Here is a 14,016-nt window from a genome sequence, read left to right on the forward strand (position 1 = left end):
TTAGTCCTTGGCAACGCTGGAGCCTGTTCCTTATCCACATCAGGAACAGGCTGGTAACCGATCAACGGCGAGGAAGGAATTGCAATGGATCTACAGGTTTACCTTGGCGGCGAATCTCAAAGTGAAGTTTCACCCGGTCTGTACCAGTTGACCCCATTTCGGCAATTGTCTGTCCGACCTTGACCTGCTGCCCCTCCCGAACCAAAAGCCTGCGGTTGTGACCGTAGGCACTGACGTAGGTATCACTGTGTTTGATGATGATCAGTTCGCCGTAGCCCCTCAATCCACTGCCAGCGTATACAACCGAACCATCAGACGCAGCTAAAACAGGCTGTCCCAAATCGCCGGCGATATCAATACCTTTATTCAAACTACCGTTTGAAGAGAATTTACCGATCAAAATACCATTGGAAGGCCACCCCCAACCCTTGGGTGCAGGGCCTGCCGGCAGGGCTGGCGCGGGCGCAGGAGTGCTGGCCACAGTGCCTGGACGCTTGATTACCGTGGTCTTGCTGCCCGAGGAAGACGAGACCACCGTGGTGCTGGTACCACCTGCGGGCTGGCTGCCGGAGCGCCCGTCGAAGCGGATCACCTGCCCCGGAACAATGGTGAACGGCGCCGCGATATTGTTGCGTGCAGCCAGCGCTTTCCAGTCCCAACCGTAGCGAAAGGCAATCGAAAACAGGGTATCGCCGCGACGCACGGCATACTGCCCCGTGGTCACGGCCGGGCGCTGGGCCACACCGTTACGGTCAACGACATTGACGCCATTCTTGGGGGTGCTGGAGCACGCCGCCAACAAAGCCAGTGTGGTACTCAGCAACAGACCGGCCGCCAGTCTCTGAAAGCTTTTGCTGCTCATACGCTGCGCAATGACTGTGAGACTCACCCGCCGCTCCCTTTGAAGATGGCTGAAAATTAGAACGCCAGTACTGGCCTCATTAGGCGCAAGTATAACTGGCTATAGGGCTTTTACAGACTGCAAAGCCGATTGATAAACACACTGTATAAAACATAAACACGCACTAGGCAGGGCCGGGTGACGGGCTTTATGACCCGTGGCCCAGCCCATAATTCACCTGGCGCCAACAAAGACTCAGGCCAGTGGCCCGTTAAGCAGTGGCACAAAGCGCACATTGCCGATCACCCGGCGGGCGAATCCGTGCTCTTCGCGCACGATCAGCATCAGTTGCTGCACCTCCCCCGCCCCCACCGGAATCACCAAGCGCCCGCCAGGGGCCAGTTGATCGAGCAATGCCTGGGGGACATCGGTGGCCACCGCCGTAACGATAATACCGTTGTAAGGCGCCAGCGCAGGCCAACCCTCCCAGCCATCGCCCCAGCGGAACACCACGTTGCGCAGGTTGAGCTCCAGCAGTCGTTCCTTGGCCCGGTCCTGCAGCACCTTGATGCGCTCGACCGAAAAAATCCGCTCGACCAATTGCGACAGCACGGCGGTTTGATAGCCCGAACCGGTACCGATCTCCATGACCTTGTCCAGCGGCCCGTCTTCCAGCAGCAGCTCGCTCATGCGGGCCACCATGTAAGGCTGGGAGATGGTCTGGTTATTGCCGATCGGCAGCGCGGTGTCTTCATAGGCCCGATGGGCCAACGCCTCATCCACAAACAGATGTCGGGGTGTGCGGCGGATGACCTCAAGCACGTTCTGGTTAACGATGCCTTCTTCACGCAGGCGCTGGATCAGCCGCTCGCGGGTACGCTCCGAGGTCATGCCAATACCGCGGTGCATCATGCCATCCTGCTCGCGCGCCATCAGCCCATGCCCTCCAGCCAGCCATTGAGGTGTTTGAATCCATCGCCAAAGGTGCGATCCAGCTGCAACGGCGTTATCGACACATAGCCCTGCATCACCGCATGAAAGTCCGTGCCCGGGCCGCCGTCTTCGACATCACCTGCCGCAGCAATCCAGTAACCGGCCTTGCCTCGCGGATCAACTACACGCACCGGCGCAGCCGCACGGGCCCGATGCCCGAGACGGGTCAGCTGGATGCCACGGATCTTGTCCAATGGCAGATTGGGAATATTGACATTGAGGACCGTACGCGGCGGCAAGTCCAGCGATGCGTGGGCTTCAAGCAGCTTGCGGGCAAAAAACGCCGCCGTCGGCAGGTTGTCCACCTGGCGGGAGACCAACGAAAAGGCAAAAGAAGGCCGATCCAGAAAACGCCCTTCAAGTGCCGCCGCCACAGTGCCCGAATACAGTACATCGTCACCCAGGTTGGCCCCCAGGTTGATGCCCGACACCACCATGTCCGGCTGCTGTTCCAGCAAGCCGTGAATCCCCAGATGCACACAATCGGCGGGCGTACCGTTGATACTGATAAAGCCATTGGCCAGGGTATGAGGGTGAAGGGGCCGGTCCAGCGTCAGCGAACTGCTGGCGCCGCTTTTGTCCTGCTCAGGGGCGATCACCACGCAATCGGCGTAGTCGGCCAGCGCTGTGTAAAGCGCAGCCAGACCCGGTGCCGTGACCCCATCATCGTTTGAAATCAGAATACGCATAAGCTATCCGCTTGATCCAACGTCACCAGATCAACAAGCTCACGCACCAGAACAGTGGCGAAGCATCCGGCCGGCAGAACAAATTCCAGTTGCAGAATGTCAGGCTGCGGATAATGCCACGTCAACCGGCCAATGGGCAGTCGCAGGATACGTCGCTCGTGGCTCATGCCCGCGCGCACCAGCCAGTCACGCAACTCGGCTTCGCGCTCGGCGATCGACTGCTCCAGCGCATGGGTGCCGCCAGTGGTCGGTGATTCGCCTTCGCCCCACTGCGGGCCGGTGGGGTGAAGGTCGAGAATGGCCAGGCGCGGGTCGCTGCACTCAGCCTCACCCGCCGGGAAAAAACTGCGGCTGTCGGTAAACGCCAGCAAATCACCGACCTGTGCCCGCTGCCAGCTGCCGTCGGCCACCCGCGCCGCGAGCACCTGATTGAACAGGTAGCTGCGGGCGGTGGACAGCAGCCGGGAGCGCACGTTGCGCTGCTCGGGCAGAGCTTTGCGCGCAGCATAATCACGGGCCTCGCCGAGGTTTCCGCCCTGCCAGCCAAAACGCTGGGTGCCGAAGTAGTTCGGCACACCTTGCCTGGTGATCTGTTGCAGGCGTTGCTCCAGCGCGTCCTTGTCGGCGTTCAGTTGCGTCAGGCGCAGTGTAAAACCGTTGGCCGCATGGGCACCGCGCTGCAATTTGCGCTTGTGCCGCGAGGTCTTGAGAATCTTCAGCGTGTCGTTTTCAGCGCCCGACAAATCAGGATCTGCCTTGCCCGGCAACTGCACGCTGAACCACTGACGAGTCAGTGCCTGACGGTCCTTGAGACCGGCATAGCTGACAGTGCGCAAGGGCACACCCGCCGCCTTGGCAATGCGCCGGGCAGCCTCCTCGGTGTTCAGGCCGCGCTTTTCGACCCACAACCACAGGTGCTCGCCGTCTCCGGACAAAGGGATGTCCAGGACTTCGTCGACCTGGAAGTCTTCAGCAGTGGCCTTGAGCACAGCCGTGCCCAGTGCTTCACCGTAGGCCCGCGGGCCGAGCAGATCAGACTCGTTCATGGGCGAACCAACAAGGCAATGGAGTGCACCGCGATCCCTTCTTCACGACCGACAAAACCGAGTTTTTCAGTGGTCGTGGCCTTTACGTTTACCTGGTCCAAATCAACCTCTAGATCCGCGGCAATCAGCGCGCGCATCGTTTCAATATGCGGCGCCATTTTCGGCGCCTGGGCAATGATGGTGTTGTCGACGTTGCCGACTTTCCAGCCCTTGGCATGGATCAGACCCACGACATGACGCAACAGGACGCGGCTGTCAGCGCCCTTGAAGGTCGGATCGGTGTCCGGAAAATGCTTGCCGATATCGCCCAGTGCCGCAGCACCCAGCAAGGCATCGCTGAGCGCGTGCAAAAGCACATCGCCATCAGAGTGGGCCAACAGCCCGAATTTGTGGGAGATCCGCACGCCGCCCAACGTAATGAAATCGCCTTCAGCGAAACAGTGCACATCATAGCCGTGGCCAATACGCATAAAAAAACGCCCCGATTAAGTCAGGGCGTGATTCTACCTACTTTGACCAACATTGGGCGCTATTAGGCACTTAGCGCTTTTGCGTGATGACGCAAGTGGTCATCGATGAAACTGGCGATGAAGAAATAGCTATGGTCGTAGCCCGGTTGCAGACGCAAGGTCAGCGGGTAATCGGCCAGTTTGGCAGCCTGTTGCAGCAATTCAGGCTTGAGCTGAACGGCCAGGAAGTCATCGCGATCGCCCTGATCGACCAGCAAAGGCAGTTTTTCACTGGCTTCGCCAATCAGCACACTGGCATCCCACTCACGCCAGCGCGCACGCTCTTCACCCAGGTAATGGCTGAATGCCTTTTGCCCCCAGGGGCAATCCATCGGATTGCTGATCGGGGCAAAGGCCGACACGGACTGATAACGTCCGGGATTGCGCAACGCACACACCAGCGCACCGTGCCCGCCCATCGAGTGCCCGCTGATACCGCGTTTTTGTGAAGCCGGGAAATGCGCCTCGACCAGGTCGGGCAATTCCTGAACGACATAATCATGCATCCGATAATGCTGAGCCCAAGGCTCCTGGGTTGCGTTCAGGTAAAAACCGGCGCCAAGGCCAAAGTCCCAGGCGCCCTGCGGGTCATCAGGTACACCGTCGCCACGGGGGCTGGTGTCCGGCGCCACAATGATCAGCCCCAGCTCGGCGGCCATCTTCATCGCGCCGGCCTTGTGCATGAAGTTCTCGTCGGTGCAGGTCAAACCCGACAGCCAGTACAGCACCGGCAACTTTGCGCCCTGCTCCGCTTGTGGCGGCAGGTACACGGCAAACACCATGTCACAACCCAGCACGTGCGAGCGATGCTTGTAACGCTTGTGCCATCCGCCAAAGCTCTTCTGGCAGGAGATATTTTCCAATGTCATGGGCAGCTCCAGACTGCAAGAAAAACACCACTCCTGTGGGAGCGGTGTTTAGACTTACCGCTGTTAATTAGAAATGGATGACGGTACGAATGCTTTTGCCTTCATGCATCAGGTCAAAAGCCTTATTGATATCTTCCAGGCCCATGGTGTGGGTGATAAAGGTATCCAGCGGGATCTCGCCGCTTTGCGCCATATCGACGTAGCTTGGCAATTCGCTACGACCGCGCACGCCGCCAAAGGCCGAACCGCGCCAGACGCGACCGGTCACCAGCTGGAATGGACGGGTGGAAATTTCCTGGCCGGCACCGGCGACGCCGATGATCACCGATTCGCCCCAGCCCTTGTGGCAGCATTCCAATGCCGCACGCATCAACTGCACATTGCCGATGCACTCGAAGGAAAAGTCGACACCGCCATCGGTCATGTCGACGATCACTTCCTGGATTGGACGATCGAAGTCTTTCGGGTTCACGCAATCGGTAGCACCCAACTGCCGGGCAATTTCAAACTTGGCCGGGTTGATATCGATGGCGATGATCCGTGCAGCCTTGGCTTTCACTGCACCAATCACCGCCGACAGGCCAATGCCGCCCAGGCCGAAGATGGCCACGGTGTCACCCGGCTTGACCTTGGCGGTGTTGAGCACCGCACCGATCCCGGTGGTCACGCCGCAACCCAGCAGGCACACCTTCTCCAGCGGTGCATCTTTCTGGATTTTCGCGACCGAGATTTCCGGCAGCACGGTGTACTCCGAAAAGGTCGAAGTACCCATGTAGTGGAAAATCGGCTGGCCTTTGTAGGAGAAGCGCGTAGTGCCATCCGGCATCAAGCCCTTGCCCTGGGTGGCGCGAATGGCCTGACACAGGTTGGTCTTGCCCGACAGGCAGAATTTGCACTTGCCGCACTCAGGCGTGTACAGCGGGATCACATGATCACCGACCGCAACCGAAGTCACGCCTTCGCCGATCGCTTCAACGATCGCACCGCCTTCGTGGCCCAGGATCGACGGGAAGATGCCTTCCGGGTCTGCGCCCGACAGCGTGTAGGCATCGGTATGGCAAACACCCGAGGCCACAACCCGCAGCAGCACTTCGCCAGCCTTGGGCATGGCAACGTCTACTTCCACGATTTCCAGCGGCTTTTTGGCCTCGAACGCTACGGCAGCACGTGACTTGATCATCGATGGTCTCCAGCAAAGTAAAAACAAGACGCCGAGTGTAAATCAGCGCTGAGTGATTAATAATCCGGGCAAAAGCAAAACATTATTGCTATTCAGGGATAATCAACCATGAATGAGAACCGCTGGGAAGGTATAGACGAATTTGTCGCCGTGGCCGAATGCGGCCAATTCACTGCGGCGGCCGAGCGCCTGGGCGTCTCTTCATCCCATATCAGCCGTCAGGTGGCGCGCCTGGAAGAACGGTTGCAAACCCGCCTGTTTTATCGCAGTACCCGCAAGGTCACGCTGACCGAAGCCGGGCAAACCTTTTTGCAGCACTGCCAGCGCCTGCAAGATGGCCGCGAAGAAGCGCTGCGGGCCATTGGTGACCTGGCCAGCGAGCCCAAAGGCATGCTGCGCATGACCTGCGCTGTGGCCTATGGCGAGCGTTTTATCGTGCCGCTGGTGACGCGTTTTATGGGGTTGTATCCGCAGTTACGGGTCGATATCGAGCTGAGCAACCGCCCGCTGGATCTGGTGCATGAAAGCCTTGATCTGGCGATTCGCCTGGGCCGCTTGCAGGACTCAAGGCTGGTGGCCACGCGGCTTGCCCCCAGACGCATGTATATGTGCGCCTCGCCTTCGTATCTGGAACGCTATGGTCGGCCCCATAGCCTGTCGGAACTGAGCCGGCACAACTGTCTGATTGGCAGTTCAGACCTGTGGCAATTGCAGCAGGATGGTCGCGAATTTTCGCAGCGGGTACAGGGGAACTGGCGCTGCAACAGTGGGCAGGCGGTGCTGGATGCTGCGTTGCAGGGTGTAGGGCTGTGTCAGTTACCGGACTATTACGTGCTGGAGCATTTGAAGAGCGGAGCGCTGGTGTCCTTGCTCGACACCCACCAGCCGCCCAACACGGCCGTGTGGGCGCTTTACCCGCAACAGCGGCACTTGTCGCCCAAGGTCAGAAAATTGGTGGATTATTTGAAGGAAGGCTTGGCCAAACGGGAGGAATATCAGGAGAGGGTGCAGTAGTTTTTAACAGTGGGAGCGGGCTTGCTCGCGATGCAGACGACTCGGTCTGTCAGGCAAACCGAGGTGACACCATCGCGAGCAAGCCCGCTCCCACAAGAACCTCAGCAGGTTCTGATCAGCGGTTCGCCCAACGCAACCGCAGCCATTCGAGGTCTTCCGGGCGGGTGACCTTGATATTGTCCGAGCGCCCTTCAATCAGGCGTGGCGCCAGCCCTGCCCACTCCATCGCCGAGGACTCGTCGGTGATGGTCGCATCGGCTACCAGGCTGTCTGCCAAGGCACGGTGCAAAGCTCCCAGGCGGAACATCTGCGGCGTATACGCCTGCCAGATCAGGCTGCGATCAATGGTTTCAACCGCACGACCGTTTTTGTCCACGCGCTTGAGCGTGTCTCGTGCCGGAACGGCCAACAAACCACCTACGGGGTCGTCAGCCAACTCACTCAGCAGTTTGTTGAGGTCTTCCTGAGACAGGTTCGGTCGCGCGGCATCATGGACCAGCACCCAGTCGTCATCTGCCGCGCCTTGGGCATGCAGGTGCAACAACGCATTGAGTACTGAATCGGCACGCTCGCGCCCGCCATCGACCCGCACCACACGAGGGTCGCCAGAACACGGCAGGGACGGCCAGAAAGGGTCATCAAACGCGACACTGACCACCAGCCCCTTGAGGCCCGGGTGGTCGAGGAAACAGCTGATGCTGTGTTCCAGAATACTGCGCCCGCCCAACTGCAAATATTGCTTGGGACGGTCCGCGGCCATACGGGCACCCACACCCGCGGCAGGAATCACGGCCCAAAAGGCCGGTGACGAAAAACTCATTGGGCCAACTGATAGAGGGTTTCACCCTCTTTGATCATGCCCAACTCATGGCGAGCACGTTCTTCAACGGTCTCCATGCCTTTTTTCAACTCGAGTACTTCCGCATCCAGCACGCGGTTGCGCTCAAGCAGGATTTCGTTTTCAGCACGCTGATCGGCTATTTGCTGGGTCAGGTCAGTCACCTGCGCCAAACTGCCATTACCCACCCACAGGCGATACTGCAGGCCTGCCAGCAGCAAGAGCAAGATAAGAAACAACCAATTGGGACTGCGCATCGAATATCAGGTATCCAGTGAAAAGACAGCCATGCCGACAAACGTAAACAACGAATAGTACAAAGCCTGGACGAACCAGGCTTGTATACAGAAGCATCAGACTAGTGTCAAAAGACCCGACTTGGCGAATTTTCCGACACTGCCTGCTGACTTTTTACCATTAAGTACTCAGCCGCGAAACTCGCCACGACCGTTGTACTTGGCTTTTGCGCCCAATTGCTCTTCGATGCGCAGCAATTGGTTGTACTTGGAAACGCGATCCGAACGGCACAGCGAACCGGTCTTGATCTGGCCAGCCGCAGTACCCACAGCCAGATCGGCAATGGTGGAATCTTCGGTTTCGCCGGAGCGGTGCGAGATCACAGCGGTGTAACCAGCCGCCTTGGCCATCTGGATGGCTTCCAGGGTTTCGGTCAGGGTGCCGATCTGGTTGAACTTGATCAGGATCGAGTTGGCGATCTTTTTATCGATGCCTTCTTTCAGGATCTTGGTGTTGGTCACGAACAGGTCGTCGCCCACCAGCTGAACTTTCTCACCGATTTTGTCGGTCAGGATTTTCCAGCCATCCCAGTCAGACTCGTCCAGGCCGTCTTCGATCGAGATGATCGGGTAGCGCTGGGTCAAACCTTTCAGGTACTCGGCGAAACCTTCGGAACTGAAGACCTGGCCTTCACCCGACAGGTTGTACTTGCCGTCTTCGTAGAATTCGCTGGCCGCGCAGTCCAGTGCCAGGGTCACGTCGGTGCCCAGGGTGTAACCGGCGTTGGCGATAGCTTCGGAGATCACTTTAAGTGCATCTTCGTTGGACGCCAGGTTAGGTGCGAAACCACCTTCATCGCCCACTGCGGTGTTCAGGCCACGAGCCTTGAGCACAGCCTTGAGGTGATGGAAGATTTCGGTGCCCATGCGCAGCGCGTCGGAGAAGGTCTTGGCGCCAACCGGCTGCACCATGAACTCTTGAATATCGACGTTGTTATCAGCGTGCTCGCCACCGTTGATGATGTTCATCATCGGCACCGGCATCGAGTAAACACCCGGAGTGCCGTTCAGGTTGGCGATGTGGGCGTACAGCGGAAGGTCCTGGTCCTGGGCAGCAGCCTTGGCCGCAGCCAAAGACACGGCCAGGATGGCGTTGGCGCCCAGGGAGCCTTTGTTCTCAGTGCCGTCCAGCGCGATCATCGCGTGGTCCAGCGCCTTTTGGTCAACCGGGTCTTTACCCAGCAGCAAATCACGAATCGGGCCGTTGATGTTGGCAACGGCTTTCAACACGCCTTTGCCCAGGTAACGGCTTTTGTCGCCATCACGCAGTTCCAGCGCTTCACGGGAACCGGTGGAAGCACCGGACGGCGCGCAAGCGCTGCCGATGATGCCGTTGTCGAGAAGCACGTCCGCTTCCACAGTGGGATTGCCACGGGAGTCGAGAACTTCACGACCTTTGATGTCGACGATCTTTGCCATTGTTGTAAATACTCCAAAGTTGACGAAAACGACGCAGCTGAGGGAAATATTGTTATCGGCGGCAAGGGTCAAAAAGCGGGCAGCCTTGCGGGCGATAAGGCTCGGGCCCTGAGGCCCGAGAAATCGTGCGGTACTTTACCGGAGAAACGAGGATTACGCGGTTTCTATTGTCGGAAAACTTTTAACCAACTCATCCAGCGACTTCAGCTGGGCCAGGAATGGCTCCAGCTTGTCCAGACGCAAGGCGCAAGGTCCGTCGCATTTGGCGTTGTCAGGATCCGGGTGTGCTTCCAGGAACAGACCTGCCAGGCTCTGGCTGATGCCAGCCTTGGCCAGGTCGGTTACCTGGGCACGACGACCACCGGCAGAGTCCGAGCGACCACCCGGCATTTGCAGCGCGTGGGTCACGTCGAAAAAGACCGGGTATTCGAACTGCTTCATGATGCCGAAGCCCAGCATGTCGACAACAAGGTTGTTGTAGCCAAAGCTGGAGCCACGTTCGCAGAGGATCAACTGGTCATTGCCCGCTTCTTCGCACTTGCTCAGGATGTGTTTCATCTCCTGGGGTGCAAGGAACTGGGCCTTCTTGATGTTGATCACGGCGCCGGTCTTGGCCATGGCCACGACCAGGTCAGTCTGACGCGACAGGAATGCCGGCAACTGGATGATGTCGCAGACTTCGGCGACCACGGCTGCTTGCGCAGGCTCGTGGACGTCGGTGATCAGCGGCACACCGAAAGCAGCCTTGATGTCCTGAAAAATCCGCATGCCTTCTTCGAGGCCAGGGCCACGGTAAGAGCTGACAGATGAGCGGTTGGCCTTGTCGAAACTGGCCTTGAACACGTAAGGGATACCAAGCTTTTCGGTAACCCGTACGTACTCTTCGCACACCTGCATGGCCATATCACGGCTTTCCAGCACGTTCATGCCACCGAACAAGACCATTGGCTTGTCGTTGGCAATTTCGATATTGCCTACACGGATAATCTTTTGCGCCATTCTGGTTACGCCTTCTTCTCGTGTTGCGCCAGTGCAGCCTTGACGAAACCGGTGAACAGTGGATGGCCATCACGTGGCGTGGAGGTGAACTCCGGGTGGAACTGGCAAGCGACGAACCAAGGATGATCCGGTGCTTCAACCACTTCTACCAGCGCGCCGTCACCGGAGCGACCGGTCACTTTCAGGCCTGCTTCGGTCAGTTGCGGCAACAGGTTGTTGTTCACTTCATAGCGATGACGATGACGTTCAACAATCACGTCCTTGGCATAGCAGTCGTGAACCAGGGAACCGGCTTGCAGCTGGCAATCCTGCGCACCCAGACGCATGGTGCCGCCCAGATCGGAGGTTTCGGTACGGGTTTCGACGGCACCGGTGGCGTCTTCCCACTCGGTGATCAGACCCACGACCGGGTGGCCGCTGCTGCGATCGAATTCGGTGGAGTTGGCGTCTTTCCAGCCCAGCACGTTACGTGCGAACTCGATCACCGCTACTTGCATGCCCAGGCAGATACCCAGGTATGGCACCTTGTTCTCACGTGCATACTGAACCGCCGTGATCTTGCCTTCGACGCCGCGCAGACCGAAGCCGCCCGGAACCAGAATGGCATCACAGCCTTCAAGCAGTTCGGTGCCTTTGTTTTCGATATCTTCGGAGTCGATATAACGCAGGTTGACCTTGGTACGGTTGGAAATACCGGCGTGGCTCATCGCTTCGATCAGCGACTTGTACGCGTCCAGCAATTCCATGTACTTGCCGACCATCGCGATGGTGACTTCGTGCTCTGGATTGAGCTTGGCGTCGACCACCTTGTCCCACTCGGACAGGTCGGCGCTGTTGCATTCCAGGCCGAAGCGCTCAACCACGAAATCATCCAGACCCTGAGCGTGCAGCATGCCCGGGATCTTGTAGATGGTGTCGGCGTCTTCCAGCGAAATCACGGCGCGCTCTTCAACGTTGGTGAACAGCGCGATCTTGCGACGCGAGGACACATCAACGTGGTGATCGGAACGGCAGATCAGGACGTCTGGCTGCAGGCCGATGGAACGCAGCTCTTTAACCGAGTGCTGTGTAGGTTTGGTTTTCGTTTCGCCAGCGGTGGCGATGTACGGAACCAGAGTCAGGTGCATCAGCATGGCGCGCTTGGCGCCCACTTCGATGCGCAGCTGACGGATAGCTTCGAGGAACGGTTGCGACTCAATGTCACCCACAGTGCCGCCAATCTCAACCATCGCTACGTCGGCATCGCCGGCGCCCTTGATGATTCGACGTTTGATTTCGTCGGTGATGTGCGGAATCACCTGGATGGTTGCACCCAGGTAATCACCACGGCGCTCCTTGCGCAGGACGTGTTCGTAAACACGGCCCGTGGTGAAGTTGTTGTTCTGGGTCATGGTCGTGCGGATAAACCGCTCGTAATGGCCCAAGTCCAGGTCGGTTTCGGCGCCGTCGTGTGTGACGAACACTTCACCGTGCTGGAACGGGCTCATGGTGCCCGGATCAACGTTGATGTAGGGGTCCAGCTTCAGCATGGTGACCTTAAGTCCCCGCGCCTCCAGGATGGCTGCCAATGAAGCCGAGGCAATGCCTTTCCCCAATGAAGAAACAACACCGCCCGTGACGAAGATGTAGCGCGTCATGAAAAACCCTAGAAGTCTGCGTTAAAGCGGTCAGAGCCGCCGGGGAAAGCGAAGGAAGGCCGAAGCCCCCAATCACCAGCATTAGTCACAGTGCACCTTTTGAAAAACTGCTGCGTTGGAACAGACCGATGGCAACCACCGGTTCGATACAAGCCATACATTTTTTTAAAATCGCCCAGCAAAGACTGCTTGGTAATCGGCAACGTCTGTAATTCTGGTGAATCCACAGAAGTTGTATCAAGAAGGGAGCGTAGTCTACCGGAAACCCCCTTTCAGCTCAAACCTTGATCGCTCGAAGTTGGCAGCCACTGCAATTGCCAGCGTCCACAGGGGCTTGAGTCCAGTCCCTGGAGGTTTGCCACGGCCAATAACTGCCCGTTTCGGTACACAAGCGGCAATCTGCCACGGGCGAACAACGGCACGCCACTCTCATTGAGCAGACGCTTGAGGTCGCGATGGCCACGCGAGGGCAGCGTCATCACTTCGCCTCCTTGACGATAGCTCACCTGCAGGGCGCCATCCGGAATATCCCCGACAAAGCGCACCCGGCCATTACCCGGCAGTACCAGCGCCTGCTCGGGCTGATCCCAGGGCACGGGCGCAACCGGCTGGCGCAGCCAGTCGCCGGACAACCACCAGATGCGCCCTGCCGCGCGATGCAGCTCACCCTCGGCGAGTTTCCAGACCGGCCGGGCATCGTTGCGGGCATCGCGCAGCGCTTCCCAGCCCGCCCAATGGTCGGTGTCCGGCAGCGAGGTAAACGTCGCCAGCCAGTGACGCAAGGCATTGCGCTGCCGGGCAGGTGACAGGCTGGCGAGGGTGGCCAGTTCCAGGGAGGGCAAGCCAAGCCAGGCAAACTCGCCGGCAGAGCCCGCAGCGTGCAGATCCTGGCGAGCCAGTTCGTCCAGCAGACCCTGCGCCTCGGCACAATGCGCCGCGCTGCGGGCCATGCTGGCGGCGGCCTGGGGCCAGCGTCGAAGCAGGCCCGGAAAGACTTCATGGCGCAGGAAGTTGCGGGAAAAATCTGTCTGAGCATTGGAAGGGTCTTCAATCCAGCTCAGCCCTTGCTCTCGGGCGTAGGCCTCAAGCTGGGCGCGGGACACGTCCAGCAAGGGCCGACACAGTTGCCCTGCCCCCAGGCGACGCTGGCGCGGCATGGCCGCCAGACCACTGACCCCTGCCCCGCGCAACAGTCGAAACAGTAGCGTTTCGGCCTGATCATCGCGGTGCTGCCCCACCAGCAGCACATCCAGATCGCCAGTGAGCGCAGCAAAGGCCTGATAACGCGCATCCCGGGCGGCACGCTCGACGCTTGCACCCGCCTGCACCTGCACGCGAATCACCTGCAAGGACACCCCCAGCCCGTCACACAGTGCCTGGCAATGGGCCGGCCACGCATCAGCCTCCGCCTGGAGACCATGATGGACATGGACAGCGGTAATGGGCGGTATTGAATGGGTTTGACGCAATTGAACTAGAAGGTGCAGCAGTACAGTCGAATCGAGACCGCCGGAGAGCGCGACATGCCAGGCCTTGGCGTTGCGCCAGGGGCTGAGGGCTTGCAGAAGTAGAATTGGCATGTCAGCCATTAAAAGCCCCTCACCCTGGCCCTCTCCCAAAGGGAGAGGGGACTGACCGCACGCGATTGCGAGAGAACACCCAATCAGCCCCCTCTCCCTCCGGGAG

14 protein-coding genes are annotated in these 14,016 nt (G+C 59.0%); 1 reads left to right on the plus strand and 13 read right to left on the minus strand.

The window, feature by feature from the left end; all coding sequences use genetic code 11:
- Positions 1-61: 61 nt before the first annotated feature.
- From AB3G35_RS21430 to AB3G35_RS21460, 7 genes are all read right to left on the minus strand, one after another.
- On the minus strand, positions 62-889 hold the full coding sequence (locus tag AB3G35_RS21430; RefSeq protein WP_095040432.1) for a peptidoglycan DD-metalloendopeptidase family protein: 828 nt from the start codon (positions 887-889) through the stop codon (positions 62-64).
- Positions 890-1,096: 207 nt separating this feature from the next.
- The gene (locus AB3G35_RS21435; RefSeq protein ID WP_169845246.1) at positions 1,097-1,732 is read right to left on the minus strand and encodes a protein-L-isoaspartate(D-aspartate) O-methyltransferase; all 636 of its coding nucleotides are present in this window, start codon (positions 1,730-1,732) and stop codon (positions 1,097-1,099) included.
- Between the two features lie 41 nt (positions 1,733-1,773).
- Positions 1,774-2,523 (minus strand): 5'/3'-nucleotidase SurE, encoded by a 750-nt coding sequence (gene surE / locus AB3G35_RS21440; RefSeq protein WP_369782113.1) that lies wholly within the window; start codon positions 2,521-2,523, stop codon positions 1,774-1,776.
- Positions 2,511-3,569, minus strand: a complete 1,059-nt coding sequence (truD, locus tag AB3G35_RS21445; RefSeq protein ID WP_369782114.1) for a tRNA pseudouridine(13) synthase TruD — start codon at positions 3,567-3,569, stop codon at positions 2,511-2,513. Before truD ends, surE begins: the two co-directional genes overlap by 13 nt.
- Positions 3,566-4,039: a 2-C-methyl-D-erythritol 2,4-cyclodiphosphate synthase gene (gene ispF / locus AB3G35_RS21450; RefSeq protein WP_016782005.1), complete on the minus strand. Its 474-nt coding sequence runs from the start codon at positions 4,037-4,039 to the stop codon at positions 3,566-3,568. Before ispF ends, truD begins: the two co-directional genes overlap by 4 nt.
- Positions 4,040-4,101: 62 nt before the next feature.
- The gene (gene fghA / locus AB3G35_RS21455; protein ID WP_369782116.1) at positions 4,102-4,947 is read right to left on the minus strand and encodes an S-formylglutathione hydrolase; all 846 of its coding nucleotides are present in this window, start codon (positions 4,945-4,947) and stop codon (positions 4,102-4,104) included.
- Between the two features lie 67 nt (positions 4,948-5,014).
- Positions 5,015-6,127 carry an S-(hydroxymethyl)glutathione dehydrogenase/class III alcohol dehydrogenase gene (locus tag AB3G35_RS21460; protein ID WP_016782003.1) on the minus strand — a complete coding sequence of 371 codons (1,113 nt, stop codon included), beginning with the start codon at positions 6,125-6,127 and terminating at the stop codon, positions 5,015-5,017.
- A 108-nt stretch (positions 6,128-6,235) separates the two neighbouring features.
- Between AB3G35_RS21460 and AB3G35_RS21465 the strand changes: the two genes are divergently transcribed.
- Complete coding sequence (locus AB3G35_RS21465; protein WP_016782002.1) at positions 6,236-7,141, plus strand: LysR substrate-binding domain-containing protein; 906 nt, start codon at positions 6,236-6,238, stop codon at positions 7,139-7,141.
- Between the two features lie 115 nt (positions 7,142-7,256).
- Here the strand turns inward: AB3G35_RS21465 and ispD are convergent, their stop codons facing one another.
- From ispD to tilS, 6 genes are all read right to left on the minus strand, one after another.
- Positions 7,257-7,961 carry a 2-C-methyl-D-erythritol 4-phosphate cytidylyltransferase gene (gene ispD, locus AB3G35_RS21470; protein ID WP_340078877.1) on the minus strand — a complete coding sequence of 235 codons (705 nt, stop codon included), beginning with the start codon at positions 7,959-7,961 and terminating at the stop codon, positions 7,257-7,259.
- Entirely contained in the window at positions 7,958-8,236 is a 279-nt protein-coding gene (gene ftsB, locus AB3G35_RS21475) for a cell division protein FtsB (protein WP_016782000.1), read from the minus strand. The genes ispD and ftsB overlap by 4 nt, the downstream gene beginning before the upstream one ends.
- A 168-nt stretch (positions 8,237-8,404) precedes the next feature.
- A complete protein-coding gene (eno, locus tag AB3G35_RS21480) occupies positions 8,405-9,694 on the minus strand; it encodes a phosphopyruvate hydratase (protein ID WP_016781999.1) in 1,290 nt (429 codons plus the stop codon).
- 153 nt (positions 9,695-9,847) lie between these two features.
- A complete protein-coding gene (gene kdsA, locus AB3G35_RS21485; RefSeq protein ID WP_016781998.1) occupies positions 9,848-10,693 on the minus strand; it encodes a 3-deoxy-8-phosphooctulonate synthase in 846 nt (281 codons plus the stop codon).
- Positions 10,694-10,698: 5 nt separating this feature from the next.
- Entirely contained in the window at positions 10,699-12,330 is a 1,632-nt protein-coding gene (locus tag AB3G35_RS21490) for a CTP synthase (RefSeq protein ID WP_029611550.1), read from the minus strand.
- Between the two features lie 272 nt (positions 12,331-12,602).
- Entirely contained in the window at positions 12,603-13,919 is a 1,317-nt protein-coding gene (gene tilS, locus AB3G35_RS21495) for a tRNA lysidine(34) synthetase TilS (protein ID WP_369782120.1), read from the minus strand.
- Between the last annotated feature and the right edge of the window lie 97 nt (positions 13,920-14,016).

Source organism: Pseudomonas sp. WC2401 (assembly GCF_041200115.1).
GTDB lineage: Bacteria > Pseudomonadota > Gammaproteobacteria > Pseudomonadales > Pseudomonadaceae > Aquipseudomonas > Aquipseudomonas fragi.

Coding starts and splice junctions, on each gene's coding strand:
- AB3G35_RS21435 (WP_169845246.1), bottom strand. CDS start 1,732: ATGACCTCGGAGCGTACCCGCGAGCGGCTGATCCAGCGCCTGCGTGAA.
- surE (WP_369782113.1), bottom strand. CDS start 2,523: ATGCGTATTCTGATTTCAAACGATGATGGGGTCACGGCACCGGGTCTG.
- truD (WP_369782114.1), bottom strand. CDS start 3,569: ATGAACGAGTCTGATCTGCTCGGCCCGCGGGCCTACGGTGAAGCACTG.
- ispF (WP_016782005.1), bottom strand. CDS start 4,039: ATGCGTATTGGCCACGGCTATGATGTGCACTGTTTCGCTGAAGGCGAT.
- fghA (WP_369782116.1), bottom strand. CDS start 4,947: ATGACATTGGAAAATATCTCCTGCCAGAAGAGCTTTGGCGGATGGCAC.
- AB3G35_RS21460 (WP_016782003.1), bottom strand. CDS start 6,127: ATGATCAAGTCACGTGCTGCCGTAGCGTTCGAGGCCAAAAAGCCGCTG.
- AB3G35_RS21465 (WP_016782002.1), top strand. CDS start 6,236: ATGAATGAGAACCGCTGGGAAGGTATAGACGAATTTGTCGCCGTGGCC.
- ispD (WP_340078877.1), bottom strand. CDS start 7,961: ATGAGTTTTTCGTCACCGGCCTTTTGGGCCGTGATTCCTGCCGCGGGT.
- ftsB (WP_016782000.1), bottom strand. CDS start 8,236: ATGCGCAGTCCCAATTGGTTGTTTCTTATCTTGCTCTTGCTGCTGGCA.
- eno (WP_016781999.1), bottom strand. CDS start 9,694: ATGGCAAAGATCGTCGACATCAAAGGTCGTGAAGTTCTCGACTCCCGT.
- kdsA (WP_016781998.1), bottom strand. CDS start 10,693: ATGGCGCAAAAGATTATCCGTGTAGGCAATATCGAAATTGCCAACGAC.
- AB3G35_RS21490 (WP_029611550.1), bottom strand. CDS start 12,330: ATGACGCGCTACATCTTCGTCACGGGCGGTGTTGTTTCTTCATTGGGG.
- tilS (WP_369782120.1), bottom strand. CDS start 13,919: ATGGCTGACATGCCAATTCTACTTCTGCAAGCCCTCAGCCCCTGGCGC.